At 63.4% G+C, this 18,797-nt stretch carries 17 protein-coding genes, 1 other RNA gene and 1 pseudogene; 15 read left to right on the plus strand and 4 right to left on the minus strand.

Annotated features, from left to right (window positions below; all coding sequences use genetic code 11):
* Positions 1 to 150, plus strand: a pseudogene (locus tag ACNFCJ_RS18415) (IS5/IS1182 family transposase); the annotation flags it as partial.
* A gap of 127 nt (positions 151 to 277) precedes the next feature.
* Here ACNFCJ_RS18415 and ACNFCJ_RS18420 read toward each other — a convergent pair.
* From ACNFCJ_RS18420 to ACNFCJ_RS18435, 4 genes are read right to left on the minus strand one after another with little or no spacing between them, the layout of a single operon-like run.
* The gene (locus ACNFCJ_RS18420; protein WP_416772915.1) at positions 278 to 811 is read right to left on the minus strand and encodes a BON domain-containing protein; all 534 of its coding nucleotides are present in this window, start codon (positions 809 to 811) and stop codon (positions 278 to 280) included.
* Entirely contained in the window at positions 808 to 1,401 is a 594-nt protein-coding gene (locus ACNFCJ_RS18425) for a phosphoheptose isomerase (protein WP_099522457.1), read from the minus strand. The genes ACNFCJ_RS18420 and ACNFCJ_RS18425 overlap by 4 nt, the downstream gene beginning before the upstream one ends.
* A gap of 25 nt (positions 1,402 to 1,426) precedes the next feature.
* A complete protein-coding gene (locus ACNFCJ_RS18430; RefSeq protein ID WP_099522456.1) occupies positions 1,427 to 1,786 on the minus strand; it encodes a YraN family protein in 360 nt (119 codons plus the stop codon).
* Positions 1,783 to 3,591 (minus strand): penicillin-binding protein activator, encoded by a 1,809-nt coding sequence (locus tag ACNFCJ_RS18435; RefSeq protein ID WP_416772917.1) that lies wholly within the window; start codon positions 3,589 to 3,591, stop codon positions 1,783 to 1,785. The genes ACNFCJ_RS18430 and ACNFCJ_RS18435 overlap by 4 nt, the downstream gene beginning before the upstream one ends.
* An 89-nt stretch (positions 3,592 to 3,680) precedes the next feature.
* On the opposite strand from ACNFCJ_RS18435, the gene rsmI reads away from it, so the two are divergent.
* From rsmI to ACNFCJ_RS18505, 14 genes are all read left to right on the plus strand, one after another.
* Complete coding sequence (rsmI, locus tag ACNFCJ_RS18440) at positions 3,681 to 4,580, plus strand: 16S rRNA (cytidine(1402)-2'-O)-methyltransferase (protein ID WP_416772918.1); 900 nt, start codon at positions 3,681 to 3,683, stop codon at positions 4,578 to 4,580.
* Positions 4,581 to 4,813: 233 nt separating this feature from the next.
* Positions 4,814 to 5,161, plus strand: an RNA gene (gene rnpB / locus ACNFCJ_RS18445) — RNase P RNA component class A.
* A 308-nt stretch (positions 5,162 to 5,469) separates the two neighbouring features.
* On the plus strand, positions 5,470 to 5,925 hold the full coding sequence (gene mraZ / locus ACNFCJ_RS18450; RefSeq protein WP_003459315.1) for a division/cell wall cluster transcriptional repressor MraZ: 456 nt from the start codon (positions 5,470 to 5,472) through the stop codon (positions 5,923 to 5,925).
* Between the two features lie 2 nt (positions 5,926 to 5,927).
* Positions 5,928 to 6,872, plus strand: a complete 945-nt coding sequence (gene rsmH / locus ACNFCJ_RS18455; RefSeq protein ID WP_099522453.1) for a 16S rRNA (cytosine(1402)-N(4))-methyltransferase RsmH — start codon at positions 5,928 to 5,930, stop codon at positions 6,870 to 6,872.
* Complete coding sequence (gene ftsL / locus ACNFCJ_RS18460) at positions 6,869 to 7,162, plus strand: cell division protein FtsL (RefSeq protein ID WP_099522452.1); 294 nt, start codon at positions 6,869 to 6,871, stop codon at positions 7,160 to 7,162. The genes rsmH and ftsL overlap by 4 nt, the downstream gene beginning before the upstream one ends.
* On the plus strand, positions 7,159 to 8,886 hold the full coding sequence (locus tag ACNFCJ_RS18465; RefSeq protein ID WP_316913796.1) for a penicillin-binding protein 2: 1,728 nt from the start codon (positions 7,159 to 7,161) through the stop codon (positions 8,884 to 8,886). Before ftsL ends, ACNFCJ_RS18465 begins: the two co-directional genes overlap by 4 nt.
* Positions 8,886 to 10,349 carry a UDP-N-acetylmuramoyl-L-alanyl-D-glutamate--2,6-diaminopimelate ligase gene (locus ACNFCJ_RS18470; RefSeq protein WP_416772922.1) on the plus strand — a complete coding sequence of 488 codons (1,464 nt, stop codon included), beginning with the start codon at positions 8,886 to 8,888 and terminating at the stop codon, positions 10,347 to 10,349. The genes ACNFCJ_RS18465 and ACNFCJ_RS18470 overlap by 1 nt, the downstream gene beginning before the upstream one ends.
* Positions 10,342 to 11,712, plus strand: coding sequence for a UDP-N-acetylmuramoyl-tripeptide--D-alanyl-D-alanine ligase (locus ACNFCJ_RS18475; RefSeq protein ID WP_416772923.1), 1,371 nt, complete (start codon positions 10,342 to 10,344; stop codon positions 11,710 to 11,712). Before ACNFCJ_RS18470 ends, ACNFCJ_RS18475 begins: the two co-directional genes overlap by 8 nt.
* The gene (gene mraY / locus ACNFCJ_RS18480; protein WP_416772924.1) at positions 11,713 to 12,795 is read left to right on the plus strand and encodes a phospho-N-acetylmuramoyl-pentapeptide-transferase; all 1,083 of its coding nucleotides are present in this window, start codon (positions 11,713 to 11,715) and stop codon (positions 12,793 to 12,795) included.
* A gap of 5 nt (positions 12,796 to 12,800) precedes the next feature.
* Positions 12,801 to 14,147 (plus strand): UDP-N-acetylmuramoyl-L-alanine--D-glutamate ligase, encoded by a 1,347-nt coding sequence (murD, locus tag ACNFCJ_RS18485; RefSeq protein ID WP_416772975.1) that lies wholly within the window; start codon positions 12,801 to 12,803, stop codon positions 14,145 to 14,147.
* Positions 14,147 to 15,364 (plus strand): putative lipid II flippase FtsW, encoded by a 1,218-nt coding sequence (gene ftsW, locus ACNFCJ_RS18490; RefSeq protein ID WP_099522447.1) that lies wholly within the window; start codon positions 14,147 to 14,149, stop codon positions 15,362 to 15,364. The genes murD and ftsW overlap by 1 nt, the downstream gene beginning before the upstream one ends.
* On the plus strand, positions 15,354 to 16,424 hold the full coding sequence (gene murG, locus ACNFCJ_RS18495; protein ID WP_179575639.1) for an undecaprenyldiphospho-muramoylpentapeptide beta-N-acetylglucosaminyltransferase: 1,071 nt from the start codon (positions 15,354 to 15,356) through the stop codon (positions 16,422 to 16,424). The genes ftsW and murG overlap by 11 nt, the downstream gene beginning before the upstream one ends.
* Positions 16,425 to 16,458: 34 nt before the next feature.
* Positions 16,459 to 17,859, plus strand: a complete 1,401-nt coding sequence (murC, locus tag ACNFCJ_RS18500) for a UDP-N-acetylmuramate--L-alanine ligase (protein ID WP_416772977.1) — start codon at positions 16,459 to 16,461, stop codon at positions 17,857 to 17,859.
* The gene (locus ACNFCJ_RS18505) at positions 17,856 to 18,797 is read left to right on the plus strand and encodes a D-alanine--D-alanine ligase (RefSeq protein ID WP_416772926.1); all 942 of its coding nucleotides are present in this window, start codon (positions 17,856 to 17,858) and stop codon (positions 18,795 to 18,797) included. Before murC ends, ACNFCJ_RS18505 begins: the two co-directional genes overlap by 4 nt.

Raw genomic sequence — 18,797 nt, forward strand, 5'->3', positions numbered from 1 at the left:
CTGAAGCAATGGATTTTGGGTAATGGTCGCTTCCTGCTCCGACAACTGCAGGGCGCTCGGACGGAAATGGCCCTGGCGGTCAACGCCTACAACCTGAAGCGTGCCATCAATTTGATGGGTGCCCGTCGGTTGATCGAGCTGTTGGGGTAAATCCCGCCTTCCATTTCCAAGCATCAAAAACACCAACGCCCCGAACCAGTCGGGGCGTTGGATTATTCTGGCGTCAGTGCGTTTTCACACGCTCTGCATGGGCGCCCTTGTCGTTTCTGCGTTTGGATCAGTTGGTGTATTCGAACAGGCGCACGACCCGCTGCACACCTGACACGCTCTGTACCACGCGGGTAGCGGCGTTGGCTTCTTCGCGGGTGACCAGGCCGAGCATGTAGACGATGCCGTTCTCGGTGACGACCTTGACTCGTGCGCTCGGAACGCTGCTGTCGGCGACCATCTGGGCCTTGATCTTGGTGGTCAGCAATGAATCGTTGCTACGCGCCAGCAGGGACGCGGGGCGCTGTACCTGCAATTCGTTGTAGACCTTCTTCACCCCCTGCACGCCGCGAGCGGTCTGCGCGGCGCGATCCTTGAGCTCGCTGCGCGGGGTTTGCCCGGCCAGCAGGATCACGCCGTTGTAGCTGGTGACCACGATGCGCGAAGTGGGGCTGGATAGATCGGCATGAGCGTTACTGATGCGCGAGGCGACCTCCGGGCCTAGGAACTGGTCGTCGATCTTGTTGCCGATGCTGCGGCTGCCGCAGCCTGCCAGGGTCAGGGTAACGGCCAGGGCGGCCAGAATCAGGGCGGAACGCTTCATTCTTCACTCCCAAACAATTGACTGTCGATCAGGTCGCACAGGCAGTGGATAGTCAGCAGATGGACTTCCTGAATGCGTGCGGTGACTTTGGCTGGAACACGGATTTCGACGTCTTCCGGCAGCAATAGCGAGGCCATGCCGCCGCCGTCGCGGCCGGTGAGGGCGACCACGGTCATCTCGCGATCATGTGCAGCTTGAATGGCCTGGATGACATTCGCTGAGTTGCCGCTGGTGGATATCGCCAACAGCACATCGCCGGGTTGGCCGAGTGCGCGGATCTGCTTGGAGAATATCTCGTTGTAGCTGTAGTCGTTGGCGATCGAGGTAATGGTCGAGCTGTCGGTGGTTAGAGCGATGGCCGGCAGGCTCGGGCGTTCACGCTCGAAGCGGTTGAGCAGTTCGGAGGAGAAATGTTGGGCATCACCGGCAGAGCCGCCGTTGCCGCAGGTGAGAATCTTGCCCTCGTTGAGCAGGGCCTGGACCATCACCAGACTGGCGTGCTCGATATAGGGTGCCAGGACGTCCATGGCCTGTTGCTTGGTGTCGATGCTGGCTTGGAACAGCTGGCGGATTCGGGATTGCATGTCCATCGGTTAAACCTTGAATGTACGGCCGTCAGGCATCGAAGGCGTTTTTGATCCAGTCGAGGCGAGTGGCGCCGCCAGTGCTGATGGCGACCACATCGAAGCGGCAGGGGTAGCGGGCCCAGCGTGAGTGTTGCTGAAGGAAGAGTTCGGCGGCGATGACCAGCTTGCCACGCTTGCGCGCATCGATGCTCTCCAGGGCGCCGCCCCAGGCGCTGTGGCGACGGGCGCGGACCTCGACGAATACTACTGTATCGCCGTCGAGCATGACCAGATCGAGCTCGCCACGCCGACAGCTCCAGTTCTGTTCGATCAGTTGCAGGCCGTTACGTTCCAGATGCTGGCGAGCCGCCTGTTCGGCGGCTCGTCCCAGATCGTTGTGTGCGCTCAATTGATGCTGTCGGGGAGGCGTTGCACTTGGCCGCCACGGAACTCGGCCCAGGGCAGCTGGCGCTCGATGCGCTGGGTGGCGTTTAGGCTGAGGCTGCCGGACAGGCCGTCGATACGCGACTCCGGCAGTGCCTTGAGCTGGGCCAGACGTGGTGCCAGGCGGTAGGCGTCGACCCCCATGGCATATAGGCGGCCGAGGCTGCCGCCGGCCTGCGGCCACTGGTTGCTGACCTCCTGACGCAGCGGCGCGTGGGTATCGAGCAGCCAGGGGGTTTCGCAGAAGCGGATGCCTTCCAGGTCCTGATACTGGGCCTGGCTATGAGCACCGGTGAACAGGTGCGAGGTGGCGTAGACCGGCACGTCGCCGGCGTACTGGAAGGCCAGGGTCGGTTTGATCTGCTGGGCCTGTTGCGGGGTGGCGGCGAGGAAGATGAAATCGATGTCCTGGCGGCGCGCCGGCTGTGCATCCAGGTTGGTGCCCAGGGTGTTTTGCAGGCGGCGGGCGCGGGCTTCGCTCTCACGCAGCTGGAACAGATCGGCGATCTGTCGGGCCAGCTCGACCGGTTGATCGACGTGCTCGGCGGCGATCAGTGTGCCGCCCTGCGCCTGCCAGCTCTGGCGGAAGGCATCCAGCACTCGGTCGCCCCAGTCGCCGCGCGGCACCAGTGCCACTGCACGGCGCATGCCGTCGTTCCAGGCGCGGCGAGCCACTTCGCGGGCTTCGTCCTCGGCGGCCAGGCCAAACTGGAACAGTTGTGCCGGGCCTTCCTGGCCTGCATCGCTGTAGTTCAGGGCAAGAGTGGTGATTGGCAGTTGCTCGCGGTCGCTGAGCTGCTTGACCAGTGGTTTTTCCAACGGGCCGACTACCAGCTGCACGCCGTCGGCTTGTGCCTGCTGGTAGAAAGCGTCCAGCGCGCCGATGCGGGAGCTGTCGTACAGTTTGATGTCTGGCGGATTCTGTCCAGCTTGCTGGGCTTCGTAATGCGCGGCGAGGAAGCCGTCGCGCAGGGCGCGGGCAACGCTGGCCAGTTGGCCTTCCTGTGGCAGCAGCAGGGCGATGCGGGTCAGTGGCTGGCTGGCCAGTTCGCGCAGTTTGCCGAGGGCCTCAGGCAGTTGTTCGGCAGCCGGGTGCTGCGGGTTCTGTGCTACCCACTGGTCGATGGCTGCTTGCTGCTGCTCCAGTGTGGCGCTGCTTTTGGTCGCTTGGGCCAGCTCCAGCCAGCCAGCCAGGTCACTGTCGGGCCCGGCGGAGGTTTGCGCTGGCAGGGTGGAGACCAGAGCCCAGATATTCTCGTGGTTGTCGTGGGCGGCCTGGCCGCTCAACAGGGGGGCGATGAATACGCGTTCGCGGGCGGCGGCCAGGGTCTGGCCGTCGGCTTCGAGGGCGCGGGCACGGACCAGCTGGGTGCGGATCTGCTGCTCGACCGGCAGCTCAGCCAGGCGTTCGAAGCTGGGGTGTTGCAGGGCTTTCAGCGCGCTCTTGGGTTGCTTGCGGGCCATCGCCAGTTCGGCCTTGAGGGTGCTGGCGAAGATCTGTTGAGCGGGTTGCAGGTTGGCGATGTCGACCTGCTCGAGAATACGGGTGGCGCGCGCCACGTCATTCTGCTGGTAACTCTGGTCAGCTGCCGACAGGCGTAGCAGGGCAGCCTGCTCCGGTTTGCTCTCGGCGGCTTGCTGAAGCATCTGCTCGATGCTGGCTTGTGGCGTGCGCGGAAGTTGGCCCAGATTGTTGGAGGGCGAGCTGGCGCAGGCGGCGAGCAGGCCGGCCAGAAAAAGAGCAGACAGAGGGCGCAGGCTAGCGATCATCGGGTCATCCTGATACTTGAGCAAAACGAGCGGCGATTGTACCCAAGGGGCGACATCCGTGCGATGCCACTGGGGCGGAACCGGCTAGAATGAGCGCTCTTTCAATTAACGAGGTGTTTCCAGTGAGTCAGCCCGCAGTCGCAAGCGTCCAGCCAGGCAGCCTATATGTGGTCGCCACGCCCATTGGCAATCTGGATGACATCAGCGCGCGGGCCTTGCGGATTCTGCGTGAGGTCGCGCTGATCGCGGCGGAGGATACCCGGCACTCGGCGCGCCTGCTGCAGCATTTCGGCATCGAGACGCCTCTGGCTGCCTGTCATGAGCACAACGAACGCGATCAGGGTGGCCGCTTTCTGGCGCGGCTGCAGGCAGGCGAGGATGTGGCGTTGATTTCCGACGCGGGCACGCCGCTGATCTCCGATCCGGGTTATCACCTGGTGCGTCAGGCGCGTGCCGCAGGCGTCGCGGTGGTGCCGGTGCCCGGTGCCTGTGCCTTGATCGCGGCGCTGTCGGCGGCTGGTCTGCCGTCGGATCGCTTTATCTTCGAGGGCTTTCTGCCGGCCAAGGCGGCGGGGCGCCGTGCGCGTCTAGAGCAAGTGCGGGAAGAACCACGTACGCTGATCTTCTATGAGGCGCCGCACCGTATTCTCGAATGTCTGCAGGATATGCGTGATGTGTTTGGTGGTGATCGCCCTGCACTGCTGGCGCGCGAGCTGACCAAGACCTTCGAGACCCTGCAGGGGCTGCCGCTGGCCCAGCTGAGCGAGTGGGTGGCTGCAGACAGCAATCAGCAGCGCGGCGAGTGCGTGGTGCTGGTGGCAGGCTGGCAGGCGCCGGAAGGCGAGGAGGCTGTCAGCGCCGAAGCCTTGCGCGTGCTTGATCTGCTGATGGCGGAGATGCCCCTCAAGCGTGCCGCGGCGCTGGCGGCGGAGATCACCGGAGTGCGCAAGAATCTGCTTTATCAAGTTGCCTTGGAGCGCAAGGCCTAGGCTCTATGCGAAAAGTGCCTGCGCATCGGTGATGCTTCGTTAAAAGCGGGTTCGGAATGCTCATTTACATCTCGTAAACTCGAATGCGAGCCCAGTCCTTTCCTCACCCGTTTTTGCGGGGCCGCCATCGGTATCGCCTGACCTTCGCTCGGCGACTTTTCGTACAGACCCTAGGGCGTTCGCCATCGGTCTAGCTTGCAGCTTGCCATCACGCCCGGTACCCTTGCCGGCGGAGAGTCGATCGGACAGTCGCTGCCTTCGCAAGAAGGGGGAGGAAAGTCCGGGCTCCATAGGGCGGAGTGCCAGGTAACGCCTGGGGGGCGTGAGCCTACGGAAAGTGCCACAGAAAATAACCGCCTAAGCGCTTCGGCGCCGGTAAGGGTGAAAAGGTGCGGTAAGAGCGCACCGCACGGCTGGCAACAGTCCGTGGCTAGGTAAACCCCACTCGGAGCAAGACCAAATAGGGTTCCATCGGCGTGGCCCGCGCTGGAATCGGGTAGGTTGCTAAAGGCGTGCAGTGATGTACGTCGTAGAGGAATGACTGTCCTCGACAGAACCCGGCTTACAGATCGACTCTCCTCCTTCCTTTCTCGTGTTGTGCTTCTATCTCCCTCCTGTTTGATACCGAAAAATTCTTACTCTTAACAAATTACTTTAAGTTCGAATTTCAGCTGGCTGGAATGGTTGAGATTTATCTGTAAAAAGCCGGTTCCGGCATCCCTTTTCCCCTCGCTTTTGTTCGCTAAATCTCCGTCCTGTAAGGATTTTTCCCTTCTGGAGCGCCTTGACGGTGGGGCGTGCGCGTTCCTATAGTGTGCGCAAGTGGTAAGAAGTGGCACGAAGTGGGTTTTTTTGGGCATGGAAAGCTAATTACAGGGGAAGCGCAGCCGTGTTTCGCGGAGCTAACGCCATCAGTCTCGACGCCAAAGGGCGCCTCGCGATGCCGAGTCGGTATCGTGACGAGCTCGTTGCGCGTTGCAGTGGCCAGCTCATCGTGACCATCGACGCCGTTGACCCCTGTCTTTGCGTTTATCCACTGGCCGAGTGGGAGCTGATCGAGAACAAGCTGCGTGAGTTGGCTTCCTTTCGTGAAGAGAACCGCCGCCTGCAGCGTCTGCTGATCGGTAATGCCGTCGATCTCGAACTGGATGCCAGTGGCCGCTTTCTGGTGCCGCCGCGTTTGCGTGAATACGCCAAGCTGGACAAGCGAGCGATGCTCGTCGGTCAGCTGAACAAGTTTCAACTCTGGGATGAAGATTCCTGGAATGCCGTAGCCGAAGCCGACCTCGCTGCCATCAAACAGCCGGGCGCCCTTTCCGATGACCTGCGTGACCTGATCCTGTGACCATGACCGATAGCAACTTCCGCCATATCACCGTGCTGCTCGACGAGGCCGTCGAGGGGCTGGCTGTGCGCGGTGATGGTCGTTATATGGATGGCACCTTCGGCCGTGGCGGGCACAGTCGGCTGATCCTGCAGAAGCTCGGGCCAGATGGGCGGCTCTTGGGGTTCGACAAGGATCCCCTGGCGATAGCCACCGGGGAAGCATTGGCGGCCGAAGACGGCCGCTTTGTCGTTGTGCAGCGCAGTTTTGCGGAACTTGGCGAGGAAGCTGTTGTCCGCGGCATCAGTGGTCAGGTCTCCGGCATTCTTCTCGATCTCGGTGTGTCGTCGCCGCAACTGGATGACCCTGAGCGTGGCTTCAGCTTCCTTAATGACGGCCCGCTGGACATGCGCATGAATCCGGACGTCGGCGTCAGTGCCGCTGACTGGATCGCCACGGCGGACGAAGACGAAATCGCCCGTGTGCTCAAGGACTATGGCGAGGAACGCTTCGCCAAGCGTATGGCGCGTGCCGTGGTGCAGCGCCGCGCCGAGCAGCCGTTCACCCGCACCGCTGATCTGGCGCAGGTGCTGACCGTTGCCAATCCGGCCTGGGAAAAGGGCAAGAATCCAGCGACTCGCGCCTTCCAGGGTATCCGCATTTACGTCAACAACGAGCTCGGTGATCTCGAGCGCGGCCTCGAAGCAGCGCTCGAGACGCTGGAAGTAGGCGGCCGTCTGGTAGTGATCAGTTTCCACTCGCTGGAAGATCGCATCGTCAAACAGTTCATGAAGCGTCAGGCCAAGGGCGAGGCGGACAAGCTGCCGCGTGACCTGCCAATCATTCCGAAAGCCTTCGAGCCGCGTCTGAAGCTGATCGGCAAGCCGGTCTACGCCGCTGAGGCCGAACTCAAAGCCAACCCGCGCTCGCGCAGCGCGGTGATGCGCATCGCGGAGAAGTTGCGGTGAGCCGTCGGCTGATCAAGTCCATGCCCAACGGCAGCTTCCTGATGCTGCTGTTGTTCATCGCCATCCTGGTTTCCGCAGTGGCGGTGTCTTACAGCGCGCATTGGAATCGTCAGCTGCTCAATGACCTGTACGGCGAGCTGAGCGTGCGCGACAAGACGCAGGCCGAGTGGGGGCGACTGATTCTCGAACAAAGTACCTGGACCGCACACAACCGCATCGAAGCGCTGGCCAGCGAGCAGCTGAAAATGCACATCCCCGACCCTGCCGCCGTGCGCATGGTGCGTCCATGATCGGGCTCGAAGGCGCACTCTACCCGTGGCGCTTCCGTCTGGTGCTGGTGTTGCTGGCGCTGATGGTCGGCGCCATCGCCTGGCGCATGCTCGATCTGCAGGTGCTCGATCATGACTTCCTCAAAGCGCATGGCGATGCCCGCAGCGTCCGGCATATCCCGATTCCTGCGCACCGCGGTCTGATCACCGACCGCAATGGTGAGCCGCTGGCCGTCAGTACCCCTGTCACCACGCTCTGGGCCAATGGCAAGGAACTGCAGGCTGGTCGTGAGCAGTGGCCAGCGTTGGCTGCTGCCCTGGGGCAGGACCCGGCCAACTTCGCCGCACGTCTGGAGCAGAACAAAGAACGCGAGTTCATGTATCTGGTGCGTGGCCTGACCCCGGAGAACGGTCAGCGCGTGCTGGACCTGAAAGTGCCGGGCGTTTATGCCATCGAAGAATTCCGCCGCTTCTATCCGGCTGGCGAAGTGGCGGCGCATGTCGTCGGCTTCACTGATATCGATGATCGCGGTCGTGAAGGCATGGAGCTGGCTTACGAAGACTGGCTGGCCGGTGTGCCAGGTAAGCGTCAGGTGCTCAAGGATCGCCGTGGCAAGTTGATCAAGGACGTGCAGGTTGCGCAGAACGCCAAGGCTGGCAAAGCCTTGGCGTTGTCCATTGACCTGCGTTTGCAGTATCTGGCCCATCGTGAGCTGCGCAATGCGCTGTTGGAAAACGATGCCAAGGCCGGCAGTCTGGTGATGGTCGACGTGAAGACCGGCGAAGTGCTGGCGATGGTCAACCATCCCACCTACAACCCGAACAATCGCCGCAACCTGACCCCGGCTGCCATGCGCAATCGCGCCATGATCGACGTGTTCGAGCCCGGCTCTACCATCAAGCCGCTGTCGATGTCCGCTGCGCTGGAGACCGGTCGCTGGAAGCCCAGCGACATCGTTCAGGTCGGCAACGGCACTCTGCAGATCGGTCGCTACAGCATTCGTGACGTTTCCCGCACGCAAGGCCCCGCGTTGGACCTGACCGGCATCCTGATCAACTCCAGCAACGTCGGCATGAGCAAGATCGCGTTCGACGTGGGTGGAGAGAATATCCATCACGTGCTGAGCAATCTGGGCTTCGGTCGCGATACCGGCCTGGGTTTCCCGGGTGAACGTGTCGGCAATCTGCCCAATCATCGCAAATGGCGTGAGGCGGAGACCGCCACGCTGTCGTATGGCTACGGCCTCTCGGTGACTGCCGTGCAGTTGGCGCACGCCTACGCGGCGCTGGCCAATGGCGGCGGCATGACTCCGCTGTCGATGATTCGCGTGGACAGTAAGCCGAGCGCCATGCAGGTCATGTCGCCCGACGTGGCCAAGACCCTGCAGGGCATGCTGCAGCAGGTGGTCGAGGCGCCGCGCGGCGTGTTCCGTGCTCAGGTGCCCGGTTACCACGTGGCTGGTAAGAGTGGTACCGCGCGTAAGACCAATGCTGGTGCCAAGGGCTACCAGAGTAATTCCTACCGTTCTCTGTTCGCCGGCTTCGCCCCAGCGCAGGATCCGCGCATTGCTCTGGTCGTCGTCATCGATGAGCCCGGCAAGGGCGCTTACTACGGCGGCCTGATTTCCGCGCCGGTGTTCAGTCGGGTGATGGCGGGTTCGCTGCGCCTGATGAACATTGCGCCAGACAATCTGCCGCCACCCGAGCAGAAAATGGCCGTTGTTGGCCAGGGAGGGCGCAACTGATGCCCATGCCGCTCAATCAATTGTTGCCAGCTGCCGAGGGCAGCGTGCTGATTCGTGAACTGACCCTGGACAGCCGCAAGGTGCGCCCGGGCGATCTGTTCCTGGCTGTGCCGGGCACCCAGCAGGATGGCCGCGTACACATCGCCGATGCCATCGCCCGCGGTGCGGCGGCAGTAGCCTTCGAGGCCGAAGGCGCTGCGCCCATGCATGCCGACAGTGCCGTGCTGGTGCCGGTCAAGGGGCTAGCTGGACAGCTGTCTGCCATCGCCGGGCGCTTCTATGGCGAACCGAGCCGTGCCCTGCATCTGGTAGGCGTTACCGGCACCAATGGCAAGACCAGCGTCAGCCAATTGCTGGCCCAGGCATTGGATCTGCTCGGTCAGCCCTGCGGCATCGTCGGTACCCTGGGCACTGGATTCTATGGCGCGCTGGAGCAGGGCAAACACACCACCCCCGATCCGGTCGGCGTGCAGGCCACCCTGGCCTCGCTCAAGCAGGCCGGCGCTCGCGCTGTAGCGATGGAAGTTTCTTCTCATGGCCTGGACCAGGGCCGTGTCGCGGCGCTGGAATTCGATGTTGCGGTGTTCACCAATCTGTCGCGTGATCACCTCGATTATCACGGCAGCATGGAGGCTTATGGCGCGGCCAAGGCCAAGCTGTTCGCCTGGCCAAATCTGTGTTGCCGGGTGATCAACCTCGATGACGCCTTCGGTCGTGAGTTGGCCGGGCAAGCGCACGAGTCGCGACTGATCGGCTACAGCCTGAATGATGCCGGCGCCTTCCTTTATTGCAGCGAGGCGCACTTCGACGATCACGGCGTACGCGCACGTCTGGTCACGCCGCGTGGAGAAGGCGTGCTGCGTAGCAATCTGCTCGGCCGCTTCAACCTCAGTAATCTGTTGGCAGTGGTCGGTGCGCTGCTGGGCCTGGATTACGCCCTCGACGAGATTCTCAAGGTTCTACCGCAACTGCAGGGGCCGGCTGGCCGCATGCAACGCCTCGGTGGCGGCGACAAGCCCCTGGTGGTGGTCGACTACGCGCACACCCCGGATGCGCTGGAAAAAGTTCTCGAAGCCATGCGCCCACACGTCGAAGGTCGCCTGGTCTGCCTGTTCGGTTGCGGCGGTGATCGTGACCGCGGCAAGCGTCCGCTGATGGCCGCGGTTGCCGAGCGGTTGGCCGATGTGGTCTGGGTGACCGATGACAATCCGCGTACGGAAGAGCCGGCGCAGATCGTTGCCGATATTCGCGCAGGCTTCGCCGCGCCGGAGCAGGTGCAATTCATTCACGGCCGTGGCGATGCCATCGCACGGCTGATCGCCCAGGCTGAAGTCGCCGACGTGCTGGTGTTGGCTGGTAAGGGCCACGAGGATTACCAGGAAATCATGGGTGTGCGTCAGCCGTTCTCCGACTTGATCGAAGCGAACAAGGCTCTGACGGCCTGGGAGGCGACTCATGCTTAAGCCTTGGCTGCTCAGCGAAGTCGCCGCCGACCTGAGCGCGCGCGTGATCGGCGCCGATGTGGCGTTCTCCGCCGTTGGTAGCGACAGTCGCACCATCGCTGCGGGTCAGTTGTTCGTGGCGTTGACCGGTCCACGCTTCGACGGTCATGACTATCTGGCCGAAGTCGCTGCCAAGGGCGCGGTCGCCGCGCTGGTCGAGCGTGAAGTGGCGAATGCCCCGTTGCCACAATTGCTGGTGGCCGACACCCGCCTGGCGCTCGGTCAACTGGGGGCACTGAATCGTCAGGCTTTCACCGGCCCGCTGGCTGCCGTAACGGGTTCCAGTGGCAAGACCAGCGTCAAGGAAATGCTCGCCGCCATCCTGCGTGCCGGCTTGAACGGTACGGTACTGGCCACTCGCGGCAACCTCAACAACGATCTTGGTGCGCCATTGACTCTGTTGGAGTTGGCGCCGGAGCATCGCGCCGGGATGATCGAACTGGGCGCCAACCATGTGGGTGAAATCGCCTACACCGTCAGCCTCACCCGGCCGCAGGTAGCGATCATCACCAATGCCGGTAATGCCCACGTCGGCGAGTTCGGCGGCCCGGAAAAGATCGTCGAGGCCAAGGGCGAGATCCTTGAGGGCCTGCCGAACGATGGCGTGGCCGTGCTCAACCTGGACGACAAGGCCTTCGTCACCTGGCAGCGCCGCGCAGCCGGACGCAAGGTGCTGAGTTTTGCGTTGCGCGACACCCGCGCGGACTTCCATGGCAGCGATCTGGCCCGCGACGAGCGTGGCTGCCAGGGCTTCACCCTGCGTAGCCCGGCCGGTAGCGCGCGTATTCAACTCAACCTGCTGGGCGAGCATAACGTGGCCAATGCGCTGGCTGCCTGTGCTGCCGCTCATGCCCTGGGTATGCCGTTGGTCGCCATGGTCGAGGGCCTGGAAAACCTGCAGCCGGTCAAAGGCCGCGCCGTAGCGCAGCTGGCGCCGAACGGCGTGCGAGTCATCGATGACAGTTACAACGCCAACCCGGTGTCTATGTGTGCGGCGGTGGATATACTCGCCGGCTTCTCCGGTCGCACCGTCCTGGTGCTGGGAGACATGGGCGAGCTGGGCGAATGGGCCGAACAGGGCCATCGCGACGTCGGCCGCCATGCCGCGGGCAAGGTCGATGCGCTGTATGCCGTCGGCCCGCTGATGCGTTTTGCGGTCGAGGAGTTTGGCTCAAAAGGCCGCCACTTCGTCGATCAAGCCGAGCTGATCGAAGCGCTTCGCGCCGAGCAGGCCGGCAGCACACTACTAATCAAGGGTTCACGCAGCGCTGCCATGGACAAGGTCGTGGCGGCGCTGTGTGGCGTATCTGGGGAGATTCACTAAATGCTGCTGCTGCTGGCGGAGTACCTGCAACAGTTCCACAAGGGCTTCGCGGTCTTTCAGTACCTGACCCTGCGCGGCATCCTCGGCGTGCTCACCGCCCTGGCGCTGTCGCTGTGGCTCGGCCCGTGGATGATCCGCACCCTGCAGGTGCGTCAGATCGGTCAGGCCGTGCGCAACGATGGCCCGCAGTCGCACCTTTCGAAGAAAGGCACGCCGACCATGGGTGGCGCGCTGATCCTTACCGCCATTGCCGTCAGCACCCTGCTTTGGGCTGATCTGTCCAACCGTTACGTCTGGGTGGTGCTGGCCGTGACCCTGGCGTTCGGTGCCATCGGCTGGGTCGATGACTACCGCAAGGTGATCGAGAAGAACTCGCGTGGCCTGCCGAGCCGTTGGAAATACTTCTGGCAGTCGGTGTTCGGTCTCGCTGCAGCCGCCTTCCTTTATATGACTGCGCAGAGCCCGGTGGAAACCACCCTGATCCTGCCGCTGCTGAAGGACGTCGCTATTCCCCTGGGTGCCGGCTTCGTGGTGCTGACTTACTTCGTCATCGTCGGTACCAGCAATGCGGTGAACCTTACCGACGGCCTCGACGGCCTGGCCATTCTGCCCACTGTCATGGTCGGCGGCGCTCTGGGCATCTTCTGCTACCTGTCGGGCAACGTGAATTTCGCCGAGTACCTGCTGATCCCTTACGTGCCGGGTTCCGGTGAGTTGATCGTGTTCTGCGCCGCACTGGTGGGTGCCGGTCTGGGCTTTCTGTGGTTCAACACCTACCCGGCACAGGTGTTCATGGGCGACGTCGGTGCGCTGGCCCTGGGCGCCGCGCTGGGCACCATCGCCGTGATCGTCCGCCAGGAAATCGTGCTGTTCATCATGGGCGGGGTGTTCGTGATGGAGACCCTGTCGGTGATCATCCAGGTCGCCAGCTTCAAGCTGACCGGCAAGCGCGTGTTCCGCATGGCGCCGATCCATCACCATTTCGAACTCAAGGGCTGGCCTGAGCCGCGTGTGATCGTCCGTTTCTGGATCATCACCGTGATTCTCGTGCTGATCGGCCTGGCCACCCTGAAACTGAGGTAATGAGCGTGTCATTGATCGCTTCCGACCAGTTCCGCATCGTTGTCGGCCTCGGCAAGAGCGGCATGTCCCTGGTGCGCTTCCTCGCGCAGCAGGGCGTGCGCTTTGCCGTGGTCGATACGCGCGCGAACCCGCCGGAGCTGGAGACGCTCAAGCGTGATTACCCGCAGGTGGAAGTACGTTGCGGCGAGCTGGATGTGGACTTCCTCTGCCGCGCCTCGGAGCTGTACGTGAGCCCCGGCCTGGCGGTGGCGACTCCGGCGCTGGCCGAAGCGGCGGCGCGTGGGGTGAAACTGTCCGGCGATATCGACCTGTTCGCCCGCCATGCCAAGGCGCCGATCATCGCTATCACCGGTTCCAACGCCAAGAGCACCGTCACCACCCTGGTCGGCGAGATGGCGGCTGCGGCTGGCAAGCGCGTGGCGGTGGGCGGCAATCTCGGTACGCCAGCGCTGGACCTGCTGGCGGATGACGTCGAGCTGTATGTGCTGGAACTGTCCAGCTTCCAGCTGGAAACCACCGATCAGCTCAACGCTGAAGTGGCGATTTGCCTGAACATCAGCGAAGACCACATGGACCGCTACAGCGGTCTGCCTGCCTATCACCTGGCCAAGCATCGAATCTTCCGCGGCGCCCGTCAGGTGGTGATCAACCGTGACGACGCACTGTCGCGTCCGCTGATCGCCGACCAAGTGACCTGCTGGGAATTCGGCCTGGGTAAACCGGACTTCAAGCGCTTCGGCCTGCTCGAAGAGAACGGAGGGAAGTCCCTGGCGTTTCGCTTCGATGCATTGCTGCCGGTGAGCGAGCTGAAGATCCGTGGCGCGCACAATCAGTCCAACGCACTGGCGGCGCTTGCGCTCGGCCATGCTGTCGGCCTGCCGATGGAGGCGATGCTCGCCACCCTGCGCCAGTTCGCTGGTTTGCCGCACCGCTGCCAGTGGGTCGGTGAGCGCGGCGGCGTGAGTTACTACGACGACTCCAAGGCCACTAACGTCGGTGCGGCGCTGGCAGCCATCGAAGGCCTGGGCGCGGATATCGCCGGTAAGCTGGTACTGATCGCTGGCGGTGACGGCAAAGGCGCTGATTTCTCTGCGCTGAAAAATCCAGTCGCGCGCTTCTGCCGCGCCGTGGTCCTGCTTGGTCGTGATGCTGGGCGCCTTGCCGATGCGTTGGGCGATGCGGCGCCGCTGGTGCGGGTCGAGACCCTCGACGAAGCCGTGCAGCGTTGCAGCGAATTGGCAGAGGCCGGCGACGCCGTGCTGTTGTCGCCAGCGTGCGCCAGCCTCGACATGTTCAAGAATTTCGAAGAACGCGGGCGGCTGTTCGCCCAGGCCGTGGGAGGGCTGCGCTGATGCTTGGCTTCCTGCGCGTGCGTCCCTCGCCGCTGTTCGGTCGCGGTTTAGATGTCGATTTCCCGATGCTCGCGGGCTGCCTGGGCCTGCTAGGCCTGGGCCTGGTGATGATCACCTCGGCGTCGTCGGAAGTCGCAGCGGCGCTGTCCGGCAACCCGCTGTATCACATGATTCGCCACCTGATTTATCTGGTCATCGGTCTTGGCGCCGCCGGCATCGTGCTGATGATTCCGATGAGCTTCTGGCAGCGCTATGGCTGGATGCTGCTGCTGGCGGCGTTCGGTCTGCTGGTGTTGGTGCTGATTCCCGGCATTGGTCGCGAGGTCAACGGTGCGCGGCGCTGGATCGGCTTTGGCGCGTTCAACGTGCAGCCCTCGGAAATCGCCAAGGTCTTCGTCGTCGTCTACCTGGCCGGCTACCTGGTGCGCCGTCAGGAGGAGGTGCGCGAAAGCTGGATGGGCTTCTTCAAGCCGTTCGTGGTACTGCTGCCGATGGCTGGTCTGCTGCTGCTGGAGCCGGACTTCGGCGCCACCGTGGTGATGATGGGCTCGGCCATGGCCATGCTGTTTCTCGGTGGTGTCGGCATGCTGCGCTTCGGCCTGATGGTGGCCCTGGCAGTCGGCGCCGTGTTCGTACTGGTGCAGACTCAGGAATACCGCCTGCAGCGTTTGATCACCTTCACCGATCCCTGGGCCGACCAGTATGGCTCGGGCTACCAGCTGACTCAGGCGCTGATCGCCTTCGGTCGTGGCGAGTGGTTCGGCGTGGGCTTGGGTAACAGCATCCAGAAGCAGTTCTACTTGCCCGAAGCGCACACCGACTTCGTCTTCTCGGTCCTGGCCGAGGAACTGGGCTTCGTCGGCGCGCTGGCGACCCTGGCGCTGTTCGTCTTCGTCTGCGTGCGCGGCCTGTACATCGGCCTGTGGGCCGAGAAGGCCAAGCAGTTCTTCTCCGCCTACGTGGCCTACGGCCTGTCCTTCCTGTGGATCGGCCAGTTCCTGATTAACATCGGCGTGAACACCGGCCTGCTGCCAACCAAGGGCCTGACTCTGCCTTTCCTCAGCTACGGCGGCTCGTCGCTGGTGATCTGCTGCGTCAGCCTGGCAGTCCTGCTGCGTATCGAATGGGAGCGGCGCAACGTACTGGGCAACGAGGATATCGAGTTCAGCGAAGAGGATTTCGCCGAGCCGAACAAGGAGGTCGCCCATGCGCGGTAATGTCCTGATCATGGCTGGCGGCACCGGCGGCCACGTGTTCCCGGCGCTGGCCTGTGCTCGTGAGTTCCAGGCGCGTGGTTACAGCGTGCATTGGCTGGGGACGCCGCGTGGCATCGAGAACGAGCTGGTGCCGCAAGCCGGCCTGCCTCTGCACCTGATCAACGTCAGCGGTCTGCGTGGCAAGAGCAAGCTGGCGCTGCTCAAGGCGCCGTTCCAATTGCTGCGTTCGTTGCTGCAGGCGCGCCGCATCGTGCGTGAGTTGCAGCCGGTGTGCGTACTGGGCATGGGCGGTTACGTCACTGGCCCTGGCGGCCTGGCTGCGCGTCTGGCCGGCGTACCGCTGGTGATCCACGAGCAGAACGCCGTGGCCGGTACCGCCAACCGCCTGCTGTCGCGTATTGCCACGCGTATCTGTGAAGCCTTCCCGAACACCTTCGGTGCATCCGACAAGCGGCGCACCACCGGCAACCCGGTGCGTGAGGAGCTGTTCCTGGAAACGCCGCGCGAGCCGCTGGTAGGCCGCAAGCCGAAACTGCTGGTACTGGGCGGTAGCCTGGGTGCCGAGCCGCTGAACAAATTGCTGCCGGCTGCACTGGAGAAAATCCCCGCCGACGTCCGTCCGCAGGTGTTCCACCAGGCCGGTAAACAACATGCCGAAATCACTGCGGAGCGTTATCGCGATGCCGCGGTCGAAGCCGAGGTCGCGCCCTTCATCAAGGACATGGCACGTGCCTATGGCTGGGCCGATCTGGTGGTGTGCCGCGCTGGCGCGCTGACCGTCAGCGAACTGGCGGCAGCAGGGCTGCCATCGTTTCTGGTGCCGTTGCCGCACGCGATCGACGACCACCAGAGCCGCAATGCCGAATACCTGGCGAAGGAGGGCGCCGCTGTCCTTCTTGCGCAACATGCCACTGACGCGGACACGCTTGCCGCGCAGCTCACCGAGGTTCTGATGCACCTGGAAAAACTCAATGTCATGGGCGCCACCGCGCGTCGCCTGGCCAAGCCCGATGCAACCCGCACGGTGGTCGATATCTGCCAGGAGGTGATGCGTGGCTAAGTCTCCCGCTGCGGTCAAGGCAGAAGTGCGGCGCATGCGCCGTATCCGCCGCATCCATTTCGTCGGGATTGGTGGTGTGGGCATGTGCGGCATCGCCGAGGTGCTGCTGAACCTGGGTTATGAAGTATCCGGCTCCGATCTCAAGGCTTCGGCGGTGACCGAGCGTCTGAAGAGCTTCGGCGCGCAGATTTTCATCGGTCACGCCGCAGAGAATGCCGAACAAGCCGACGTGCTGGTGGTATCCAGCGCCGTCAACACCAGCAACCCGGAAGTCGCCACTGCTCTGGAACGGCGTATCCCGGTGGTGCCGCGTGCCGAGATGCTCGCCGAGCTGATGCGCTACCGTCACGGCATCGCCGTCGCCGGCACCCACGGCAAGACCACCACCACTAGCCTTCTGGCGTCGGTATTCGCCGCTGGTGGCCTGGATCCGACATTCGTCATCGGCGGTCGCTTGAATGCTGCCGGTACCAACGCCCAGCTCGGCTCCAGCCGCTTCCTGATCGCCGAGGCGGACGAGAGCGACGCCAGCTTCCTGCATCTGCAGCCGATGGTCTCGGTGGTCACCAATATCGATGCCGACCATATGAGCACCTATGGTGGCGACTTCAATGTATTGAAGAAGACCTTCATCGAATTCCTGCACAACCTGCCGTTCTACGGTTTGGCGGTACTTTGCGTGGATGACCCGGTAGTGCGTGAGCTGCTGCCGCAGATCGGCCGCCCGACCGTCACCTACGGTTTCTCGGAAGATGCCGACGTGCGCGCCATTAATGTGCGTCAGGATGGCATGCGCACTTACTTCACCGTGCTGCGGCCGGACTGCGAGCCGCTCGACGTGTCGGTCAACATGCCCGGCAATCACAACGTGCTCAACGCGCTGGCGACCATCGCCATTGCTACCGACGAAGGCATCGATGATGCAGCCATCGTCAGCGGCCTGGCGGGCTTCCAGGGTGTTGGCCGGCGCTTCCAGGTCTATGGCGAGCTCCCGGTCAACGGCGGCAGCGTGATGCTGGTCGACGACTACGGCCATCACCCGCGTGAAGTGGCTGCGGTGATCAAGGCCGTGCGTGGTGGCTGGCCCGAGCGGCGCCTGGTGATGGTTTACCAGCCGCACCGCTACAGCCGTACCCGTGATCTGTACGACGATTTCGTGCAGGTACTCGGCGAGGCCAATGTGCTGCTGCTGGTCGAGGTCTATCCGGCCGGCGAGGAGCCGATTCCAGGTGCCGACAGCCGTCAGCTGTGCCACAGCATCCGTCAGCGCGGCCAGCTCGACCCGATCTATGTCGAGCGCGGTGCCGACCTGGCGCCGTTGCTCAAACCGCTGCTGCGTGCCGGCGACATCCTGCTGTGCCAGGGCGCTGGTGATATCGGCGCAGTGGCGCCGCAACTGATCAAGCACCCACTGTTCGTGGGGGAGTCGAAATGAGTTTGCACAGTACCCTCGATCCCAAGGCTTTCGGTCGCGTCGCCGTGCTGTTCGGCGGCAAGAGTGCCGAGCGCGAGGTGTCGCTGAAATCCGGCAACGCGGTGCTCAGCGCCCTGCAGGCAGCTGGCGTGGACGCCTTCGGCATCGACGTGGGGGATGATTTCCTGCACCGCCTGAACAGCGAGAAGATTGATCGCGCTTTCATCGTACTGCACGGTCGCGGTGGCGAGGACGGCTCCATGCAGGGCCTGCTCGAGTGCGCCGGCATTCCCTACACCGGCAGCGGCATCCTCGCCTCGGCGCTGGCCATGGACAAGCTGCGTACCAAGCAGGTCTGGCACAGCCTCGGCCTGCCGACGCCGCGCCATGCCGTGCTGACCTCGCAGGCCGACTGCGAGGCTGCGGCTGCTGAGCTGGGCTTCCCGCTGATCGTCAAACCAGCCCATGAAGGCTCGAGCATCGGCATGGCGAAGGTCGAAAGCGTCGAGGCGCTGATCGCTGCCTGGCAGGATGCCGCGCGCTACGACAGCCAGGTGCTGGTCGAACAGTGGATCGCTGGCCCCGAGTACACCATCGCCGTGCTGCGTGGCGAAGTGCTGCCGCCCATTGGGCTCGGCACCCCGCACACTTTCTACGACTACGACGCCAAGTACTTGGCCGATGACACCCAGTACCGCATTCCCTGCGGCCTGTCCCCTGAGAAGGAAGCAGAGCTGAAAGCGCTGACCGCACGCGCTTGCGAGGCTGTGGGCACTCAGGGCTGGGCGCGCGCCGATGTGATGCAAGATGCCAACGGCCAGTTCTGGCTGCTGGAAGTGAACACCGTACCGGGCATGACCGATCACAGCCTGGTGCCAATGGCCGCGCGTGCTGCCGGCCTGGATTTCCAGCAACTGGTGCTGGTGATCCTGGCTGACAGCGTCGAGGCGAGGGGTTAA

The sequence above is a fragment of the Pseudomonas sp. NY15364 genome (assembly GCF_048068235.1).
Taxonomy (GTDB): domain Bacteria; phylum Pseudomonadota; class Gammaproteobacteria; order Pseudomonadales; family Pseudomonadaceae; genus Aquipseudomonas; species Aquipseudomonas mendocina_D.

What these genes read in the sequence shown, in the direction of transcription:
- ACNFCJ_RS18420 (WP_416772915.1), bottom strand. Translation starts at nt 811, where the DNA reads ATGAAGCGTTCCGCCCTGATTCTGGCCGCCCTGGCCGTTACCCTGACC.
- ACNFCJ_RS18425 (WP_099522457.1), bottom strand. Translation starts at nt 1,401, where the DNA reads ATGGACATGCAATCCCGAATCCGCCAGCTGTTCCAAGCCAGCATCGAC.
- ACNFCJ_RS18435 (WP_416772917.1), bottom strand. Translation starts at nt 3,591, where the DNA reads ATGATCGCTAGCCTGCGCCCTCTGTCTGCTCTTTTTCTGGCCGGCCTG.
- rsmI (WP_416772918.1), top strand. Translation starts at nt 3,681, where the DNA reads ATGAGCGCTCTTTCAATTAACGAGGTGTTTCCAGTGAGTCAGCCCGCA.
- rsmH (WP_099522453.1), top strand. Translation starts at nt 5,928, where the DNA reads ATGACCGATAGCAACTTCCGCCATATCACCGTGCTGCTCGACGAGGCC.
- ACNFCJ_RS18465 (WP_316913796.1), top strand. Translation starts at nt 7,159, where the DNA reads ATGATCGGGCTCGAAGGCGCACTCTACCCGTGGCGCTTCCGTCTGGTG.
- ACNFCJ_RS18470 (WP_416772922.1), top strand. Translation starts at nt 8,886, where the DNA reads ATGCCCATGCCGCTCAATCAATTGTTGCCAGCTGCCGAGGGCAGCGTG.
- ACNFCJ_RS18475 (WP_416772923.1), top strand. Translation starts at nt 10,342, where the DNA reads ATGCTTAAGCCTTGGCTGCTCAGCGAAGTCGCCGCCGACCTGAGCGCG.
- mraY (WP_416772924.1), top strand. Translation starts at nt 11,713, where the DNA reads ATGCTGCTGCTGCTGGCGGAGTACCTGCAACAGTTCCACAAGGGCTTC.
- ftsW (WP_099522447.1), top strand. Translation starts at nt 14,147, where the DNA reads ATGCTTGGCTTCCTGCGCGTGCGTCCCTCGCCGCTGTTCGGTCGCGGT.
- murG (WP_179575639.1), top strand. Translation starts at nt 15,354, where the DNA reads ATGCGCGGTAATGTCCTGATCATGGCTGGCGGCACCGGCGGCCACGTG.
- murC (WP_416772977.1), top strand. Translation starts at nt 16,459, where the DNA reads ATGCGCCGTATCCGCCGCATCCATTTCGTCGGGATTGGTGGTGTGGGC.
- ACNFCJ_RS18505 (WP_416772926.1), top strand. Translation starts at nt 17,856, where the DNA reads ATGAGTTTGCACAGTACCCTCGATCCCAAGGCTTTCGGTCGCGTCGCC.